The sequence below is a fragment of the Glycomyces albidus genome (assembly GCF_009451885.1).
Classification (GTDB): domain Bacteria; phylum Actinomycetota; class Actinomycetes; order Mycobacteriales; family Micromonosporaceae; genus Glycomyces; species Glycomyces albidus.
On the sequence record NZ_WIAO01000012.1, the window covers coordinates 38,013 to 56,265 of the forward strand.

At 72.9% G+C, this 18,253-nt stretch carries 17 protein-coding genes and 2 pseudogenes; 10 read left to right on the plus strand and 9 right to left on the minus strand.

From position 1 onward, the window contains the following. Window positions 1-171: 171 nt before the first annotated feature. Window positions 172-2,610 carry an ATP-binding protein gene (locus GFD30_RS11715; protein WP_153025396.1) on the plus strand — a complete coding sequence of 813 codons (2,439 nt, stop codon included), beginning with the start codon at window positions 172-174 and terminating at the stop codon, window positions 2,608-2,610. A 377-nt stretch (window positions 2,611-2,987) separates the two neighbouring features. Then, window positions 2,988-3,458, plus strand: a complete 471-nt coding sequence (locus GFD30_RS11720; RefSeq protein ID WP_153025397.1) for an RDD family protein — start codon at window positions 2,988-2,990, stop codon at window positions 3,456-3,458. Window positions 3,459-3,657: 199 nt separating this feature from the next. Here GFD30_RS11720 and GFD30_RS11725 read toward each other — a convergent pair whose 3' ends face one another. The 5 genes from GFD30_RS11725 to GFD30_RS11745 form a co-directional block, all read right to left on the minus strand. Next, the gene (locus GFD30_RS11725; protein ID WP_322633168.1) at window positions 3,658-4,428 is read right to left on the minus strand and encodes a class I SAM-dependent methyltransferase; all 771 of its coding nucleotides are present in this window, start codon (window positions 4,426-4,428) and stop codon (window positions 3,658-3,660) included. Window positions 4,429-4,431: 3 nt separating this feature from the next. Then, window positions 4,432-5,643, minus strand: coding sequence for an MFS transporter (locus tag GFD30_RS11730; protein ID WP_153025398.1), 1,212 nt, complete (start codon window positions 5,641-5,643; stop codon window positions 4,432-4,434). Between the two features lie 163 nt (window positions 5,644-5,806). Then, on the minus strand, window positions 5,807-6,340 hold the full coding sequence (locus GFD30_RS11735) for an SUKH-4 family immunity protein (protein WP_194201936.1): 534 nt from the start codon (window positions 6,338-6,340) through the stop codon (window positions 5,807-5,809). 252 nt (window positions 6,341-6,592) lie between these two features. Further along, the gene (locus GFD30_RS11740; protein ID WP_322633169.1) at window positions 6,593-7,687 is read right to left on the minus strand and encodes a winged helix DNA-binding domain-containing protein; all 1,095 of its coding nucleotides are present in this window, start codon (window positions 7,685-7,687) and stop codon (window positions 6,593-6,595) included. Window positions 7,688-7,781: 94 nt separating this feature from the next. Then, window positions 7,782-8,414: a dihydrofolate reductase family protein gene (locus tag GFD30_RS11745; protein ID WP_153025400.1), complete on the minus strand. Its 633-nt coding sequence runs from the start codon at window positions 8,412-8,414 to the stop codon at window positions 7,782-7,784. 122 nt (window positions 8,415-8,536) lie between these two features. Between GFD30_RS11745 and GFD30_RS11750 the strand changes: the two genes are divergently transcribed. Both GFD30_RS11750 and GFD30_RS11755 read left to right on the plus strand, forming a co-directional pair. Continuing rightward, complete coding sequence (locus GFD30_RS11750; RefSeq protein WP_153025401.1) at window positions 8,537-9,484, plus strand: LysR family transcriptional regulator; 948 nt, start codon at window positions 8,537-8,539, stop codon at window positions 9,482-9,484. Next, window positions 9,481-10,026, plus strand: coding sequence for a hypothetical protein (locus GFD30_RS11755; protein WP_153025402.1), 546 nt, complete (start codon window positions 9,481-9,483; stop codon window positions 10,024-10,026). The genes GFD30_RS11750 and GFD30_RS11755 overlap by 4 nt, the downstream gene beginning before the upstream one ends. Before the next feature lie 65 nt (window positions 10,027-10,091). On the opposite strand, the gene GFD30_RS11760 is transcribed toward GFD30_RS11755, so the two are convergent. Beyond that, the gene (locus tag GFD30_RS11760) at window positions 10,092-10,616 is read right to left on the minus strand and encodes a hypothetical protein (protein ID WP_153025403.1); all 525 of its coding nucleotides are present in this window, start codon (window positions 10,614-10,616) and stop codon (window positions 10,092-10,094) included. A 201-nt stretch (window positions 10,617-10,817) separates the two neighbouring features. After that, on the minus strand, window positions 10,818-11,510 hold the full coding sequence (locus GFD30_RS11765) for an NUDIX hydrolase (RefSeq protein WP_153025404.1): 693 nt from the start codon (window positions 11,508-11,510) through the stop codon (window positions 10,818-10,820). A 69-nt stretch (window positions 11,511-11,579) separates the two neighbouring features. Here GFD30_RS11765 and GFD30_RS11770 point away from each other — a divergent pair, with 69 nt between their 5' ends. The 5 genes and pseudogenes from GFD30_RS11770 to GFD30_RS28250 all read left to right on the plus strand — a co-directional run. After that, the gene (locus GFD30_RS11770) at window positions 11,580-12,581 is read left to right on the plus strand and encodes an SPFH domain-containing protein (RefSeq protein WP_153025405.1); all 1,002 of its coding nucleotides are present in this window, start codon (window positions 11,580-11,582) and stop codon (window positions 12,579-12,581) included. Next, complete coding sequence (locus GFD30_RS11775; protein WP_153025406.1) at window positions 12,578-13,498, plus strand: diacylglycerol kinase catalytic domain-containing protein; 921 nt, start codon at window positions 12,578-12,580, stop codon at window positions 13,496-13,498. Before GFD30_RS11770 ends, GFD30_RS11775 begins: the two co-directional genes overlap by 4 nt. A gap of 54 nt (window positions 13,499-13,552) precedes the next feature. Beyond that, window positions 13,553-14,290, plus strand: coding sequence for an SDR family NAD(P)-dependent oxidoreductase (locus GFD30_RS11780; RefSeq protein WP_153025407.1), 738 nt, complete (start codon window positions 13,553-13,555; stop codon window positions 14,288-14,290). Window positions 14,291-14,726: 436 nt separating this feature from the next. Continuing rightward, window positions 14,727-15,086 carry an RNHCP domain-containing protein gene (locus GFD30_RS11785; protein WP_322633170.1) on the plus strand — a complete coding sequence of 120 codons (360 nt, stop codon included), beginning with the start codon at window positions 14,727-14,729 and terminating at the stop codon, window positions 15,084-15,086. A gap of 11 nt (window positions 15,087-15,097) precedes the next feature. Beyond that, a pseudogene (locus tag GFD30_RS28250) lies at window positions 15,098-15,505 on the plus strand (RNHCP domain-containing protein); the annotation flags it as partial. Between the two features lie 117 nt (window positions 15,506-15,622). Here the strand turns inward: GFD30_RS28250 and GFD30_RS11795 are convergent. Then, window positions 15,623-16,771 (minus strand): RNA-guided endonuclease InsQ/TnpB family protein, encoded by a 1,149-nt coding sequence (locus GFD30_RS11795; protein WP_322633171.1) that lies wholly within the window; start codon window positions 16,769-16,771, stop codon window positions 15,623-15,625. Between the two features lie 5 nt (window positions 16,772-16,776). On the opposite strand from GFD30_RS11795, the pseudogene tnpA reads away from it, so the two are divergent. After that, window positions 16,777-17,055: pseudogene (tnpA, locus tag GFD30_RS11800) on the plus strand (IS200/IS605 family transposase); the annotation flags it as partial. Window positions 17,056-17,279: 224 nt separating this feature from the next. On the opposite strand, the gene GFD30_RS11805 reads toward tnpA, so the two are convergent. Further along, complete coding sequence (locus GFD30_RS11805) at window positions 17,280-18,122, minus strand: serine protease (protein ID WP_194201937.1); 843 nt, start codon at window positions 18,120-18,122, stop codon at window positions 17,280-17,282. Between the last annotated feature and the right edge of the window lie 131 nt (window positions 18,123-18,253).

Sequence of the window (18,253 nt, forward strand, 5' to 3'; positions counted from 1 at the left end):
GGCATCCGCTCGCCCCACCGCGCGCCGCCGAGATGGTCGGGTGGTCGCCGCCGTACCTCCGAGAGCCGGGCCCCGATCCGAATCGCTTCGGCGACCCGGCGTGAGCCGCCGCGGACGCACCGCTGCGGGCGCAGGCGCGGCCGATGCGCCCTACCGGCCTATCATGGGCCCATGCCTGACCGAGCGCCCGACGCCCGCAGCACCCTCCGCTCGCTCCGCGTACAGGCGATGTTGACGCAGGAAGAGCTCGCCCTGAAGGCGGGGATCGGGACGCGCACGATCAGAGACATCGAGTCCGGACGTGTGCGGCCCCAGCCGAAGACCGTGCGGCTGCTCGCCCAGGCGCTGGGCCTGGAGGCCGACGGGCGCAACCTGCTGACCGGCGTGCCCGAACCGGTGCTCCTGGTGCCCCGCGAGCTGCCTCGGTCGCTCGCGGCCTTCGCCGGCCGCGAAGACCAGGTCGACGCGGTCGTCACCGCCGTCGACGAAGGCGCCGCGGTCGTCGCCGTCCACGGCATGGCCGGCGTCGGCAAGACCTCGCTGACCGTGCGGATCGCGCACCTCCTCGCCCCGCGGTACCCCGACGGCCAGCTCTTCGTCGACCTCCACGGCTTCGCCCCCGGCACCGGCCCCCGGCCGGACCTCAGATCGGTGCTCGCCCGCGTGCTGCGCGTCCTCGACCCGGTCGGCCGCCCCCTGCCCGCCGACCTCGACGAGATCCTCGCCCGCTACCGCAGCGTCCTGGCCGACCGCCGCGTCCTCCTCATCCTCGACAACGCCGCCGGCGCCGACCAGGTCGAGGCCCTGCTCCCGGGGACGCCCGGCAGCCTCATCCTCGCGACCAGCCGCCGCGACCTCTCGCCCCTCGCCGGCGCGTTCGCGCTGGCGCTCGAACCACCCCCGATGCACGAGGCCGTGGCGATGATCAGCGCCGCCATGACCGACCCGATCGGCGTCCCGGAAGCCGTCGCGATCGCCGAGCGGTGCGGCCGCCTGCCGCTGGCCATGGGCCTCGCCGCCGCCCGCCTCCGCAGTCGTCCACTGTGGCGGGTCGACGACCTCCTCGACCGCCTCGCCGACGAGGACCGGCTCCTCGACGAGCTCGACGTCGGCCACCGCGGCGTCGCCGCCGCCCTGCGCGCCTCCTATCTCGAACTCGACCCCGCCCTCCAGCGGCTGCTGCGCCGCCTGTCCCTCGTCCCCGGGCCCGACGTCGACCTCCACGCCGCCGCGGCCCTCGTCGACGCCGGCGCCGAGCAGGCGTCGACGATGCTCGAAGCGCTCGTCGACGTCCACCTGGTCGAGACCCGCGTCCCCGGCCGCTACCGGATGCACGACCTGGTGCGGTTGTTCGCGTCGCGGCTCGCCGGCATCGACGAGCCCGCGGACGAGCGCGACGCGTCCTTCGGCCGGCTCCTGGGCGTCTACCTCCACTTCGCGTACCAGGCGGCGGCGCGGCTGCACCCCAACAAGCGCCGCTTCATCGAAGGCGCGGCCGCGCACGCGGTCGGGCTGCCCGGTTTCACCGGCCAGACCGACGCCCTGGCGTGGTTCCACACCGAGCGCGGCAACCTCGAGGCGGCCGTGGTCGCGGCCGAAGCGAACGGGCGGCTCGAGGAGGCGTGGCACCTGGCCACGGCCTTCAACGCGTTCTTCGTGCACGACCCCGACATCGGCCCCCAGGCCGCGGTCAACGGGATCGCGCTCGACATCGCCCGCCGCACCGGCGACCGCCGCAAAGAGGCGTTCACCCTCGGCGACGCGGGCCGGCAGCTCGTCGCCGCCGGCCGCCACCGGGAGGCGATCGACTACCTCAACCGGTCCGTGGTCCTCAAACGCGGCCTCGGCGAGTTCGGCGACGCCGCACTGACGCTCGCCAACGTCGGCATCCTCCTGCGGCGCTCGGGCCGCTTCGCCGAATCGGTGGCGGTGCACGAGGCCGCGCTCGCCCAGGCCGAGGCCGCCGCGGACGCGTCGGCGGCGGCGCTCATCAGGACCAACATGGTCGTCCCGCTCCTGCGGCTCGGACGCTTCGCGGAGGTCGAGTCCTGCCTCGCCGCGGCGGACGAGCGCCTCGACCCCGGCGACGAGCACAACCGCATCCGCATCGAGGTGTTCCGCGCCGTGCTGACCCGCGAACGCGGCGGCCCGGCCGACGCGGCCGCCGTACACGCCGCCTGCCTGGAGGCGTACCAGGGCGGCGGCGTCACCGCCGACGCGACCGCGACCCTGATCGAACTCGGCGAGGACCTGCTGCGCCTGGGGGAGGACGCCGACGCGGCGGAGCACTTCGACCGGGCCGCCGTCTACGCGGTCCGACTCGTCGACCCCTCCCTGGAACGCGCCGCCCGAAACGGCCTCGGCCGCGCCCTCGCCGGCTCGGGCCGACTCCCCGAGGCGATCGCCGAGCACGAGCGCGCGGCGGTCCTCGCCCAGTCCCATGAGGACGCCTACGAACTGGCCCGCGCCCACCACGGCCTCGCCGACGCCTACCGCATGAGCGGCGACGCGGCCGAGGCACGGCACCACCTGCTCCTGGCCGCCTCCGGCTACGCGACGTGCGGCGTCCCTGAGGCCGACGTCCTCGCAGCAGAACTCGACCACGCCTGACCGCGCGCGGCCCGGACGGGCCGGATGTCGTCCTCAGGCGGTGGGACTCCGGCGTGGACGAGTCGGTTGGATGCCGCCTCCAGCGACAGACTCCGAGGTGGACCGCTGGATATCACCTCTAGGTGCCGGGACACCGGCGCGGACCGGCTGGATACCGTGTCCAGGCAGGCGACCTGACGCCGGCAAGGACCGCCGGGCACTGCCTCTAGGCGCCGCGGGCCGGCCGGATGCCGCCTCTGAGCGGCGGGACACCGGCGGGATACCGGCGGGAATCCGCCCCGTGCCGGGCTCCGGTCCGATCGCACCGCAGGCAGCGACGGTCGCGGCCGCCGATCGCGGCACCGCGGCCGGACCGGTCGTGCCGTTAGGGTGCGCCCATGGCGAAAACGAGGATCGAGCGGTTCGGCAACGGCGTGCCGTACGTCCCGGCCCGGTGGACCGGCTTCTTCGCGTGGCTCATCGACTTCATCGTGTTCGTGGTCGGCCTCGCCGCCGGAACCGCGGCCCTCGCCGTGCTCGCCGAATCGCAGAGGCTCGGCGGCGGCGTGGTCGCACTCGGCCTGCTCGCGCTCCTGTTCGCCGTGCCGATGCTGTACGGCCTGTGCTACTGGAACGGCCGCGCGCTCGGCGCGCTGCTGACCGGCACCCGCCTGGTGCGGACCAGCGACGGCGGCCGCATCGGCGGGAAGGCGCCCTGGGCCATGTTCATCCGCACCGTGCTGCTGCCCCTCGCCGTCGTCGCCACCCTGACGGGCGGCGGCTCCCCTCCCGGGACGCTGCGGCGCGTCAGCATCGACATCGCCGCCACCCGCCGACTGCACGCCCAGCGGCAGGCCGCGCCGTACTAGGGACCGTTCACGGCCCCGGGCGGCCGTCGTCCGGCCTCCCGCTCGCTGCGTCCGGCTCCCGGACACCAGATCGGCGCCCATCAGCGGCCCTCGGCGACGATTGCGAGCCGCAGACCTGCGAAGCGAGTGAACCGAAGGACTCGGACAGCGGGCACGCTCGGATTCCTAGGCCGCCGCGGTGACGGGAATGCTCGAACCCCTAGACCGCCGCGGCGACGGTGATGATCGAACCGGAGGCCGCCGGGTCGAACGCGCGCCCGTCGAAGGCGCCGAAGCGGTCCTCGACCGCGAATCCGGCCGCGTGCAGGAGCCGGTCGAGGTGCGCGGCGTCGACGAAGCGCAGGCCGCAGCTCGCCTTGAGCGGCTCGTCCCAGTACGAGGCGGTGAAGTACGCGTCGACGGTGACCACGCCCTGCTCGTCGGGCTCGCTCGCCCGCTGGCTCACCTCCATCGGCTCCCCGAGCGGATCGGTGAACGCGAAGGGGCGCTCCGAGGTCCAGGAGCGCCACGCCGCGGCGGCCGGATTGCGGGTGTCGAAGACGAACCTGCCGCCGTCGGCGAGCGCCCGGCGAACCGCGGCGAGCGAGTCGGCCGTGGTCCGGTCGTCCAGAAGGCACTGGAACGCGTTGCCGCTCATGATCGCCAGATCGAACTCGCCGCGCCACGCCGCGTCCGCGGCCGGGGCGAGCACCCACTCGGCTGCGTCCGAGACCGCCGCCTGGCCGAGCATCGCCGGATCGGGATCGAGCCCGCACAGCCGGCCGCCGTGGCCCTCGGCGCGGGCCCGGCGCAGGATCGCGCCCGTCCCGCAGCCGACGTCGAGCACACGCTTCGCGGCCATGACCTCCGCGAGGTAGAAGTCGTCGCCGGCACCCCACGAGTTGAGGTGGTCGTACAGCAGCGCATCGAGGGTCTCCCCGTCCAGCGAAGGCGGGTCGTAGGCGATCGTCACCGCGTCGGTCTCCGCCACGGTTCACCGGTCGGCAAGCGAATTCGCCGGCTCCCGGCGCGGCCCTGGATCGGTGGTGAGCACGCTCGTCACGACGGCCGCCGCCGCGAAGACCGCGCCCGTCAGCGCGATGTGCTGCGCGCCGGCGTGCGCGAGCGTGAGGCCGCCGAGCGAGGAGCCCAGCGCGATGCCGACGTTGAACGCCACCGAGTTCGCCGCCGAGGCGGTGTCGGTGCTCCCCGGCGCGAACTCCATGACGCGGTTCTGGAGCGCGGGACTGAACGCCCCCATCGAGAGCCCGGTGAGGACCACCACGCCGCCCGCGACCCACGGGTCGGACCCGAACGCCCACAGCGCCGCGAAGATCGCGGCGAGCAGGATCAGCGGCAGCGTCACGGCCAGGCGCTGGCTGCGGTCGGAGAGGATGCCGCCCGCCGCGATGCCGCCGAAGTCGGCGAGCCCCCGGATCAGGAGCAGCGGCCCGAGCGCCGCCGCCGACATCCCGGCGACCGCGGTGATCACGGTCGACGTGTACGTGTACACCGCGAAGAACCCCGCGACCGAGAGGACCGTCGTCACGAGCACCAGCGCGAACCGCCGCGCGTCCGGCGTCGTCCCGCGCCCGGCGTGCTCGTTGCGGGTCGGCTTCGACGGCAGCGCCGCGAGGAGGGTCCCGAACGCGACCAGGCCCATGGCCGCGATCGCGAGGAACGCGACGGGCCATCCGGCGCGCTGGCCGAGCCAGGTGGCGGCGGGCATGCCGAGCATGGGGCCGATCGATCCGCCGGTGTAGACGACGGCCATGACCCGGCCGCGGACCTCGACGGGGAACATCCCGGCCGCGATCGGTCCGACGATGCCCCAGAACACCGCCTGGCTCAGGGCGGTCGCGATGCGGGCGGCGACGAGCATGCCGTACTCGGTCGCGGCGGCGGAGCCCGCGGTCGCGACGACCATGACGGCCATGAGCGCGAGGAGGAGCGGGCGCCGCGGGACGCGGGCGACGAGTTTCACCAGCGGCAGGGTGACCACGGCGACGGTGACGCTGTACGCGGTGACCAGGAGTCCTACTTGGGACTGGGAGACGTCGAGGTCGCGGGCGATCTCGCCGAGGAGCCCGACCGGGACGGTCTCGACGGTGACGTAGCAGAACGCCGCCACGGCGAGCGCCAGGAGCGCGGCCACGGACCGGCGGTCGAGAGCGGACGGTTTCGTCGTCGTGGACGGTCCGGGCATGGGGCGACACCTCGTTCGCGTCGGCCGCGCGGCGCGCAGCACAAGCGTGCATGGGGGAGGCCCGGCCGTGAGGCGCCGGCGACGGGCCGACGGAAGCGTACAGCGGACCGGGCGCCGGCGGCGACCCGGTTTCGGCGCCGGGCTGTGCGTGCCGGACCGGGCCTCAGGCGGTCCGGTATTCGAGCTGCATGAACGTGACCGACCACCAGGACTCGGGATCGGCGAACGCGGCCGGGTCGATACCGGCGAGGGTGGCCCGCAGGACGGCGGCGCGCCGCGCGCGGCCGGCCCGGCCGGTGTCCTGGTCGACGAACAGCGCGAAGTGGTACAGGAATTCGCTGAGCGCCTTGAAGCTCGAGTTGACCAGTTCGAGGGTCCGGTCCTTGACGCCGAGCATGAGGATCCGGCCCGAGGCGATGTCGAGGCAGAACAGGGTCGCCTCGGGGTCGGCGGGCACCGCCCCGACGACGACCACCTGGAGCGGCCCGGCCGGTCCGCGCGCGACGTCGATGCGGGCGAACAGCTCATACCGCCCGGTGAGATGGGAGGTGAACACCGTCGGCATGTCGACCGGGAGGAAGTCGACGCCGGGATAGGCCGCGGCCGGTGCCGGGAATTCGCGCATCCACCGGCTCCGCGGGTAGCGGACCATGTTGTCCGTTCCCCACGCCTTGACGTACTCCTGTAGGACGCGCATGTCCGCTCCCGCTGCTCTCCTCGTGCCACGCCGGGAGGCGCTCCGGCTCCCTGGGGGGCGGGGCGGCTCCTGATTGGACCATAAGGGAGTCCGGCCCGGTCTGGTGCATCCGTTCCGGGACCGAGCGTGACGGGAGGGGCGCGAGTCCTTCCGAGGGGCGGCTGCACCGCGCTCCGCCGCCGAAATCATCCGTCCGGCCGAGTCGCACTCACCCTGACGGACGAACCGGCTTGCGCAGGTGCGCAGCGGCGTTCACTGGTCGAGGACGATCCGGCGGTCGGGGTCGCCGGGGGCGATGAACTCGAGGAGGCGCGCGCCCTCGTCGAGGACGGCCGCGGCGTCGGCGTCGCCGAGCGGCCGGGTCGGCGTCACGGTGACGACCGGGCCGGCGACGGACCAGGTTCCGGCCGCGAAGCCGTCGAGGAGGAACATCGGGATGCCGCCGGAGGCGCCGGCCGAGTACCGCCTGCGGTCGGCTTCGCTGATGACGCGGGTGCGGTCGCGGTGCCCGAGGAGGGCGTTGTCGAAGGCGGGCAGGAACCGCACCGGCGCGGGCGCTTCGGGGTCGGCGAGGTCGGCGTCCGGGAGGTCGAACAGCTCGGTGCCGTCCTCGGCCTTGAAGACGCGCAGGGTGGCGCGCATCGCGTCGAACGGCTCGCGCAGCCGGGTCAGGCCCGACCACGCCTGCGCGTCCATGACGCTGGCGGGTCCGAACGCGGCGAGGTAGCGCCGGATCAGCGTCTCCGGGTCCCGCGTCCCGCGCATCGGCACGCCGGTCTGCTCCTCGGCGAGGGCGACCGCGACGTTGCTGGGGTGGCGCCACCCGCCCCAGGCGCCGTTCTGCGGCGCATGCGTCAGCGCTGCCGTGACCTCGACCGTGTCGGCGAGCCTGCCGCCGTGCCGGCCCGGGTACCGCTCGGCGAGGAGCTTCCCGAACTCCTTGCGCGTCAACGTCTTCCCGGCCAGCAGGGCACGGCCGGCACGGGTGAGGTCCTCGAGGTCGAGCCCGTCGATCTCGTCGGCGTAGTACGCCGATTTCAGGGCGTTCTGGACGACCGGCTGGACGGTCGGCCGCAGCCAGGCGTAATCACCGGCCGTGGAGAGGTGCACGGTGCGGCGCAGGGTTATCGAGCGCACGACCTTCCCGTCCCGCAGCAGCGCCGCGAGGTCGCCGTGCGCGAACGACGACAGCCGCGTCCAGAGCCCCACGTACGGGCTGTTCGGGTGCTGGCCCTGCATCGCCACGAGGTGCCCGATCGTCTCCAAGGGAGCGAGCGGGACGCGCCTGGCGAGGTGCTGGCGGGCGAGCAGGGTGCGGTTCAGTGCGCGGACGCTGATGACGGACACGCAGGCAATCTAACCGCCGCCGTCAACCCGCCGGCGGGCCCGGCGCCGGCGAGCGCCGCAGCGGACGCTCGGGCGCGCACCGGGCCCGGCCGCCTCACTTGCCGGCGCGGTTGAACGTCAGGTGCGTGACGCCGCTGGGGGCGGAGGTGGCCTCGATCGTGAAGTCCCGCTCGATGCCTTCGAGCCCGTCCCAGAGGCGCACGCCCCGGCCGAGCAGGATCGGGACCACCGCGACGTGCATGTAGTCGATGAGCCCGGCCTGCAGGAACTCGCGGATCACGGTCGCGCCGCCGCCGATGCGGACGTCCTTCCCGCCGGCGGCCTCGCGGGCCTGCTCGAGCGCCTCGGCGGGGGAGGCGTCGAGGAAGTGGAACGTGGTGCCGCCCTCCATCTCGATCGGCGGCCGCGTGTGGTGGGTGAGGACGAAGACGGGGCTGTGGAACGGCGGGTTGGGGCCCCACGCGCCCTTCCAGTCCGGGTCCTCGTGCCAGCCGGGGAACCCGAACTTGCCGGCCCCCATGATCTCGGCGCCGATGCCCGGGTCGTGCTGCCGGACGAAGGCGTCGTCGACCCCGGCGCTGCCGCCCTCCTCCCACCACCGGGTGGCGAACATCCATTCGTGCAGGCGCTCGCCCGCGTGCCCGAAGTAGGCCTCCCGGCTCGTACCCTCCCCGGTACCGAAGCCGTCCAAGGAGATCGAGAAGTTGTGGACGCGGGCGAGTGACATGGTCGGTGCTCCTTCTGCTCCCCGGGGCCGCCGTCGGGCCCCGGTCCTGAAGCGATCTTCGCCGTACGATGCCATGATGTCCAATGCCAAGTCCGATGGTGATTCATTAAGGAACTTGATGCATGCTGAACCCCGTCCATCTGCGCGTGCTCGAGGCGGTCGCCCGCCACGGCTCCGTGACCGGCGCCGCGAAGGAGCTGCACTACTCGCAGCCCTCCGTCAGCCACCACCTTCGGCGGCTCGAAGCCGCCACCGGCGCCGTGCTCATCCAGCGGGCCGGCCGCGGCATCCGGCTCACCCCTGAAGGCGAGCTGCTGGCGGGCCGGGCCACGGAGATCCTCGGCCGCATGGACGCCGCGGCAGTCGAACTGGCCGCCCGTGTCGGACTGCGGGCGGGACGGGTGCGGATCGCCGGGTTCGCGACGGTCCTCAGCACCCTCGTCCCGCGCGCGGCCGCCGAGCTGGCCCGCACCCACCCGGGCATCGAGCTGCACCTGGTCGACGCCGACCCGGTGCAGAGCCTGGCGCTGCTGCGCTCGGGCCGCGCCGACATCGCCCTGATCTTCCGCGACGCCGGCGCGCCCCTCGAGGCCGAGGACTTCCGCCTCGTCCACCTCCTGGACGACCGCCTGTACCTCCTCAGCGACAGGCCCGGCCAGCGCATCGAGGACCACCGCGACTCGGCCTGGATCGGCGGCTGCGAGCGCTGCCGGCAGGCCACGGTCGCCGTGTGCGAACGCGCCGGCTTCACTCCGCGCATCGTGTACTCCAGCGACGACATGGTGGTCACCCACGCCCTCGTCGCCGCCGGCATGGGCGTGGCGATCCACAACGGGCTCGCTCTCCGCGCGCACCGCGAGCCCGGCCTCCACGCCGTCCCGCTCGACTGCGGCCCCCGCCGCGTCTACGCCGCCGTCTACGGCGACCCGCCCGACCCGCCCGCCACGTCGGCGATGATCGACATCCTCGCCTCCCTCGCGGCCCGACCCGACGGTCCGCGTCCGGTCGCCCTCGGCACGTCGGACGCGGCGGCTCGACCCACCGGCCACTCCAATATCCTTGGCGCATGAGCAAACTCGACCAACTCAGCCCCAAGTCCGCACGCCGCAGGCGCTCGCTGATCGCCGCCCTGCTGACCGTTCCGGTCGCGGTCGGACTCCTCGCGCTCGCACCGACGGCCGCACAGGCCGCGGCCCCAGCCGACCACTGCGTCGTCAACCTCGTCACGGAAGAGGTGAGCTGCGCCACGACCCAGGCGGCGGCGTTCGCCGAGGACCGGGCCGCCTCTGCGGAGGTCGGCGTCCTCGCCTCCACGACGCTGATCACCCTGTACGACCGCACGAACTACGACCCGGCCGGCGGCACCCGCTCCTTCGTGGCCACCGACTACACCTGCACGGCCGCATACTCGCCGATCGAGTTCAGCGTCGACTACCTCGACGCCGCCGGCTGGAACAACCGCGCCAGCTCGGTTCGCACGTACCGCTCGTGCGACATCAAGCTCTGGGACACCGTGACGCTGTCCGGCGCCTCCTCGACCTGGATCGACGCGCTCGCCGACCTCGGGACCATCGGCTGGAGCAACCGCGCCGGCTCCTACCAGATCAGCTAAGGCCCATCGGTTCCCGAACGGCGTCCGCCCCGGTCGGGGCGGACGCCGTCTCGACGTCGGCCGGCTCAGCCCATCGTGAGACGGATGATCGCGGTGCCGTCGGCGACATGGAGGAGTTCGAGCGCGAGCACACCGGGCTCCGGCTCGGGCGCCTCCGGCACGGCGCCGTCCTCGACCGTGCCGTAGCAGCTCGTGGACGTGCCGTCGACGGTCACGTACGAGAGGCAGTACCCGCCCGACATCGAACCGGTGCCGGTGCCGCCGTCCCCTTCCTTGCGGGTCTCGATCCCGTCCTCAGTGGCGTTGACGGTGAGCGTGAACTCGTCGAACGCGAACGAGACGGGCTCGCTGGAGACCGCGACCTCGCAGGAGCCGTCGTCGCAGGCGGCGTAGTCGGTCCCGTCGGCGGCGGTCGGCGCCTCCGGCTCGGCGGACGAGGGCTCGGGGGACGAGCTCTCGGCGGCGGCGGAGCCGGACGCGTCGCCGCCCGGGTCGGCATCGGATCCCGTACCGCACCCGGCGGTGCCGAACGCGGCGAGCAGCGTGAGCGCGACCAGGCGGTGCCGGTGCGGAGCAGGCGAGATGGTCATGCACCGATGCTAGGGCGGACCGGCCGGGACCGGTCCCCCGAAGCCGCCCGCCGGCTCCGCGCCGCATGCTTCCGGACCGCTCGACCCGGCGACGCCGGATCGTCACGCGTTGAGCGGTCCTCCCCGACCCGCACCCGCCCACCGGGTCCGCGCCGCGCACCCACGGCGGCGAGACCGCTCGACCCCGCCTCCGCCGGATCTTCACTCGGAGCGGTCATCCAAGGCCTTGCGGCGCAGGAGCGGGGGATTGAGGAGCGTCGCGTCGCCGCGCCGGTAGAGGCGGGCCGGCCGGCCGGGCTCGCCTTCGGTCGTGCCGCCCGTCGGCGACACGAAGCCGGGCGTGGACGTGACCTTGCGGTGGAAGTTCCGCGGGTCCAGCGACTCGCCCCAGACCGCCTCGTACACCTGGCGCAGCGCGGCGATCGTGAACGCGGGCGGGCAGAACGCCGCCGCGAGCGGCGTGTACTCCAGTTTGGACCGGGCCCGCTCGAGGCCGTCGGCGAGGATCCGGTCGTGGTCGAAGGCGAGGTCGAGCCGGCCCACCGGCCGCCACTCGGCCTCCGCCGCGTCGGTGCCGGCGGTCGGCACCGGCAGGTCCGGCAAGAGCGCCAGATACGCCACCGTGACCACGCGCCCGCGCGGATCCCGTTCGGGCGCACCGTAACTCGCGAGCTGCTCGAGGTGCCCTCCCGGCCCGTCGAGACCGGTCTCCTCCGCGAGCTCGCGCCGCGCCGCGGCGGCCAGATCCTCGTCGGCGCGGACGAAGCCTCCCGGCAGCGCCCATCGGCCGAGGAACGGCTCGCACCCGCGCCGCACCAGCAGCACGTGCAACCGGCCCTCCCGCACCGTCAGGACCACCAGGTCGACCGTGACAGCGAACACTGGATAACTCATTATCACCACCTTGACGATAACCTAGCACATTCGTTATCGTCATGATGACGAGAAAAGGAGGCCCTCCCGATGGCCGATGTCACGAAGCTCCTGTTCCTGCGCCACCTGCGCGGCACCCCCACCGTCTGGGTCCGCTACCAGCAAGGCGGCCGCACCCGCAACGAAGGCACCGGCCAGTCGTTCTGGTACCGGCCCCTCGTCGCGGTCCTCTCCGAAGTCCCCGTCGACGACCGCGAACTCCCGCTCATGTTCCACGCCCGCACCGCCGACTTCGCGGACGTCACCGTCCAGGCCACCGTCACCTACCGGATCGCCGACCCCGCGCTCGCCGCCACCCGGCTCGACTTCTCCGTCGACCCCTACCGCGGCCAGGCCCGCGCCCGCCCCCTCGACCAGGTCGCCACCCTCCTCACCGAACTCGCCCAGCAGCCCGCCCTCGACCTCCTCGCCCGCGTGCCCCTCGCCGACGCGCTCACCGTCGCCATCACCGAGGTCCGCGAATCCGTCGCCGCCGCCCTCGCGAACGAGCCCCGCCTCAGCGACGTCGGCGTCGACGTCGTCAGCGCCCGCGTCGTCGCGATCCGACCCGAACCCGAACTCGAGCGGTCCCTCCAGACCCCGACCCGTGAAGCCGTCCAGCAGGACGCCGACAAGGCCACCTACACCCGCCGCGCCCAGGCCGTCGAGCAGGAGCGCGCCATCGCCGAGAACGAACTCCAGAACCAGATCGAACTCGCCCGCCGCGAACAGCAGCTCGTGGAGCAGAAGGGCGCCAACGACCGGCGCCGCGCCGAGCTCACCGCCGCCGCCGACCTCGCCGCCGCCCAAGGCCAGGCGGAGAAGGCCCGCACCCTCGCCGCCGCCCAGGCCGACCGGCTCCGCGCCGTCGGCTCGGCCGAGGCCGACGCCGAGGCCGCCCGCATGGCCGCATACAGCGACCTGCCGACCGAACTCCTCCACGCGCTGGCGCTCCGGGAGCTCGCCGGCCGGCTGCCCGAGATCGGCCAGCTCACGATCACTCCGGACCTCCTCAGCGGCGCCCTCGCCCGGCTCACCGACGGCAGCCGATGAGCGCGACCCTCGCCCCGAGGGCGGTGGTGGTCAGCCGCCGCAGCGAACTCGATGAACTGCTCGCCCGGCACGGCACCCGCGCGGCGGCCGACCACTTCCTGCGGCAGCGCGGCCGCGACCTCGACGAGGTCACCGCCCGCCACGACGCGCTCCAGCACGCGCTCACCACAGTGGACGCGGCCATCCCCGCGGACTGGCGCCGCGGCCGCGTCGACCGCGCGGACCTGCCGAGGTTCCTGTTCGCCCCGGAGGACGTCGTCATCGCCGTCGGCCAGGACGGCCTCGTCGCCAACCTCGCCAAGTACCTCGACGGCCAGCCGGTCGTCGGCGTCGACCCCGAGCGCGGCCGCAACGCCGGCGTCCTGGTCCGCTTCAGCGCCGCCGCGGTCGGGCCGGTCCTGCGGGCCGCGGCCGCACGCACGGCGGCGCTCAAGCGCCTCACGATGGTCACCGCCCGGCTCGACGACGGCCAGGAGCTCCACGGCCTCAACGAGGTCTACGCCGGGCACGCCTCGCACCAGTCGGCGCGGTACCGGATCGTCACCGCCGGCGGGCGCGAGGAGCGCCAGTCCTCCTCGGGCGTGGTCGTCGGCACGGGGACCGGCGCCACCGGCTGGATCCGCTCCATCGAGGCCGACCGCTCCTCGGGCGCGGGCAGGTCCCGCGAGGGCATGCCACTGCCGGACGAGCCGCACCTGTCCTGGTTCGTCCGCGAGGCGTGGGAGTCGCCGGCGACCGGGAACTCCCTGACCGCGGGAGCGCTCGGGCCGAGGGAGGCGCTGCGGCTCGTCTGCGAGAGCGAGCGGCTCGTGGTCTTCGCCGACGGGCTCGAGGCCGACCACCTCACGGTCACCTGGGGCCAGCAGGTCGTCATCGGCGTGTCCGACCGCCGCCTGCTCCTCGTCGCCCCCGGGTGACCGATCGGACGCATCCCGTTACATCCCAGCGGATCGGGGCGATACCGTGGGCCGATGAACCGATTCGAAGGCAAAGTCGCCGTCATCACCGGGGGAGCCAAGGGCATCGGCGCGGCGTGCGCCGCCCGCCTCGCGAGCGAGGGTGCGATCGTGTACGTCGCCGACATCGACGAGGAGGCGGGCGAGCGCATCGTCCGAGAGACCGACGGCACCGTCTACTTCAGGCGGTGCGACGCCTCCAGCGCCGCCGACTGGGCGGTGCTCGCCGGCGGTGTCATGGACGCCTACGAGCGCGTCGACGTGCTCGTGTCCAACGCGTTCGCGAGCGTTCCCGGTGCGCCCCACGAGATCACCGAAGCCGACTGGGGCCTGACCCTGGACGTCACGCTCAAAGCCACCTACCTCGGCGTCAAGACCCTCATCGACCCGCTGCGGGCCGCGCACGGCTCGGTCGTGGCGGTCTCGTCGGTCCACGCGCACTGCTCCCGCCCGGGCTACTCCGCCTACGCCGCGGCCAAGGGCGGGCTCAGCGCGCTCATCCGGCAGCTCGCCTCCGAGTACGCCCCCGACGTCCGGTTCAACTCGGTCGCCCCCGGCCCGATCCTCACCACCGGCTGGGCCGCCTCGCCCGAGGAGGACGTCAAGCGCGTCGGCGAAGCCACCCTCATCGGCCGCATCGGCCGCCCCGAGGAGGTCGCCTCCGCCGTCGCCTACCTCGCCTCCGACGAGGCCAGCTACGTGACCGGCGCGGAACTCGCCGTCGACGGCGGAACCCTCGCCTTCAGGCCCTGAACACCTGCGGCTCGAGCGTTTCGTCGCGGGACCGCCGCTCCGGCGGTCCCGCACCTCGCCCGCTCTCCGCGCCTGACACCAGAGAGTTATATCGATATCAAGGTATGCGCCGACTCGGCGGCCGACCCTCCGTCGCAAACCGCCCCGACCGCGCACCGGCCGCAAAGGCACCCGAGATAAATTCGTTGACAGGACCCGGCCGCGTTTCCTACCGTGGTCGGGTCCGCAGCGTGCGGGCATTCGATCGGGCGCCATGCCGCCCTAGAAGGAAGTGTTGATGTCCTCCCATGCGCCGAGCGCGCTTCGCAGCATCGCTTAGGCGACCCGACATCCCGCCGCACCCGAGGTGCGGCAGGCGGACGCCTGCGCCCGTTTGACCGAGCCGCTCGGCCTGCTCTTGCTGTCATCGCAGTTCTTCTCCAGCAAGGAGCTCCGGGTGTCCAACACCAGCAACACGCTCAAGATCAACACCTTCACCTGCGCTTGGTGCGGCCTGACCGCCACCAAGTTCACCGCCGACGGCGCCATGCGCAACCACTGCCCGTCCTGCCTGCACTCGCAGCACGTCACCGACCACGTCGAGGGCGGGCCGAGCGAGTGCGAGGGGCGGATGAGCCCGATCGCCATCGCGGTGCTCCGCACCGGCGACTGGATGCTCGTCCACCGCTGCGTGCGCTGCGACGAGCTCACCTCGAACCCGGTGTGCGCGGACGACAACCAGCTCATCCTCATGCGCATGGCGGTCCGGCCGCTCGCGCAGCCGCCGTTCCCGCTCGAAGCGCTCGGCAGTCTGTAGGGGGTGCCGAGATGCCTCGACGAACCCGACCGCGCGGGCAGGATCACCGCCGGCAGCGGCACAAGGACGTCCTGCACGAGGCCGGCGGCCACCGTGCGAACGACTTCCGCTGCGTCAACTGCCGTCTCGACGTGTCCCTGGACGCGCCGGGAACCGCGCACCGCAACCACTGTCCGCAGTGCCTCGCCAGCCTCCACGTCGACCACCGCATCCCCGGCGACCGCGCCTCGGAATGCCGCGGCCGCATGGAGGCGGTGGCGGTCTTCACCAAGCCCGACGGCGAGTGGATGATCGTTCACCAGTGCCTGTCCTGCGGCGAGCTCAGCTCCAACCGCATCGCGGGCGACGACAACGCGCTCGCGTTGGTGCGCTTGGCGCTCAGACCGCTCCAGGACACGGAGCGGGCGAGCCGGACGCTGATCAACCTGTCAACTACTCGGCCCTTAAGGACCGAGCTTGACACTCGTTCCTGTCGGGCGTTGTTTATGCTCTCCGCTCACGACCGGCTGCCGTACCGGAGGCACATCCACCGGCCCCTACGCGGGGACCGGGTCGGGCATGTCGACGAATACCCACGCCGTGGCCGCTCGCTTGGCGATGTTGACCGCGGCGACGACGTCGGCTGGCCCAGCGAGGCCGCACCGACGACATTGGAAACGGTCCCGGTCGGGCCGGTTGGCCCGCTCGGTGTGGCCGCAGCGGGGACACCGCTGCGAGGTATAGGCCGGGTCCACTTCCAGGTACGGCACACCGGCCCGTCTCGCCTTGTAGGCGATGAACGAGCCGAGTTGGTGGAACGGCCAGGACGACTGTCGTGCTCGCTGGTCGCGTCGAACCGTGACCCGTTCGCGGATGCCGTCGAGTTGTTCGAGGGCGAGGCCGCGACCGGTGCGTTGGGCGACAGCAACGACGTTCTTGGAGATCTTGTGGTTGATATGAGTGGCGTGCCGCGCCTCGTGGCGCGCGCGTTTCTTCAGCAGCTGCTTGGCGCTGCGGGTGCGCTTGGCTTGGAGTTCGGCTTTCTTGCGGGCCCGCCAGCGCCGGTAGCGTTCGAGGCGGCGGCCGGAGTGGTTGTCGGCATCGGAGGTGGTGGCGAGGTTGGTGATGCCACGGTCGACGCCGATCCAGCCGACCGGCTCGAACGGTTCGGGCTCGTCGATGTCGATCGTGGCGACCAGGTACAGCTTTCCGTCGCGTTCGACCAGGTCGGACTCGCCCTGCCGGTGCTCGGTCAACTGCTTGAGCGCGTCCGGCGAGCAGGCGAAGGGCACGTTCTTGATGCGGCCGTCGAGGGTCCAGATCGAGACGGTCTGCGCATCGTAGTTCCACGACAGGCACCGGTCGTCGAAGGTGTGGGCGGCGTCGGGGCGGAACCGGACCGGTTTCGATTCGGCTTTGCGGCGGCGTTTCGACTTCGGTGCGCCGAGGTTCCCGGCCTTGATGTTGGCCCGCAACGTGGTGTAGGCGTCGGCGACGCGTTTGATGACGTGCTGCGCGGCCTGAGCGCCGAACCCGGCGTCCTTCAACTCGCCGTAGCAGCGGGACCGCAGTTCCTTGACCGAGGCTTTCAGCCCGCAGTGGGCGAACGTATCCGCAGAGACGCGGTTCGCCGCCTCATTCGCCGCGTGCAGGGTGCGCTCGATAGCCGACGCCTGTGCGGCATCGGGCACGAGCTTGACCTGCACGGTGAGTTTGTGCCGACTTCGGGGCCGAGCTCAAGGAGTTCAACGGCGAGACCGACCACGTCCACCTGCTCGTCCACTACCCACCGAAGGTGGCGCTGTCGAAGCTGGTCGGCTCGCTCAAAGGCGTTTCGGCCCGCAGGCTCCGCGCCGAGTATCCCCAGCACGTGCAGCGGTACCTGTGGGGCGAGCACTTCTGGTCGCCGTCGTACTTCGCGGCCAGCTGCGGGGGCGCGCCCCTGTCGATCGTGGCCGAGTACATCAAAGGGCAGCGACGCCCCGACTAGCTCGCAGTCCCGCGCCAGCGGGACTGCGAGCAGGCAATCGCCCCGCATCCCTCCCGGTCCCGAAGGACCGGGATTCCTGCGGGAAACAAGCTGAACCGGGTCGTGGCGCCGCTCGGCGCCCCGACCCGTCCGAGCCCGACCCGTCCGTTTCCGACTACGCACGAACGAAGGGCCGGGAGGGGGATGTGGGCCCCTCCCGGCCGGCTCACTGCGGCAGGGGACCGCTAGGCGACGCCCCAATCGTCGAGGACGTCGTCGATGGCGCCGTTGAAGTCGGCGACCTCGGCGTACACGCCCGGGTTGCCGGGCTCGGCGCAGCCGTAGCCCCAGCTCACGATGCCGGCGAGGATCAGTTCACCGTCCTCTTCGGCCATGATCGGACCGCCGGAGTCGCCCTGGCAGGTGTCGACCCCGCCGTTCTCCAGGTCGCCCGCGCACAGCATGGTCGCCGGGTCGACCTCACCGGGGTAGGCGGCCTGGCACTGGGCGTCGGTCACGAACGGGACCTCGACCCACTCGGCGACCGTGGGGGACTGGCCGTTGCCGAGGTCGCCCCAGCCGGCGGTCTCGAGCACGCCGTACACGGCCGGGTCGGTGGCGAGCTCGATCGGCTGGACGTCGACCTCCTCCTCGAGCAGGAGCAGCGCCCAGTCGTTGGCGAACTCGACCGGCTCGTTCCAGTCGTGGGCGATGTGGATCTCCGCCACGTCGGCCTCGTCGAGCTCGTCCGACTCCAGGTCGACCGAGCCGGCGAGGACGGTGATGTCCACCGGGTTCTCGCCCTCGACGCAGTGCGCCGCGGTGAGCACCACGGACGGGGCGATGACCGATCCGCCGCAGAAGTGCTCCGCGGCGGGCTCGCCGGGCAGCTCGTAGCCGACGCTGACGAGCCAGGGGTACTGGCCTTCGGCGGCGGGCTGCCCGCCGACGATCTGGGCCTCGAAGTCGCCGCCGGTCGACGGCTCCTCCGCGTACGAGGGGACGCCGCCGAGGCCGAATACGGCGGCGCCGAGACCCGCGGCGACGCCGGCGCCGAGGCGGATCAGATGCTTCCTCTTGATCTCCAACTGTGATCCTTTCGGGGTGGATGCGAGGGTCAGGGCGTTTGCCCTTCCCCGTCGGAAAGTAGCCGGTACCTCCCGGGACCCCTCCCGGACCGCAGGTCGCGCCTGGCGAGCCGATCGCGAGGGGCGCAAGG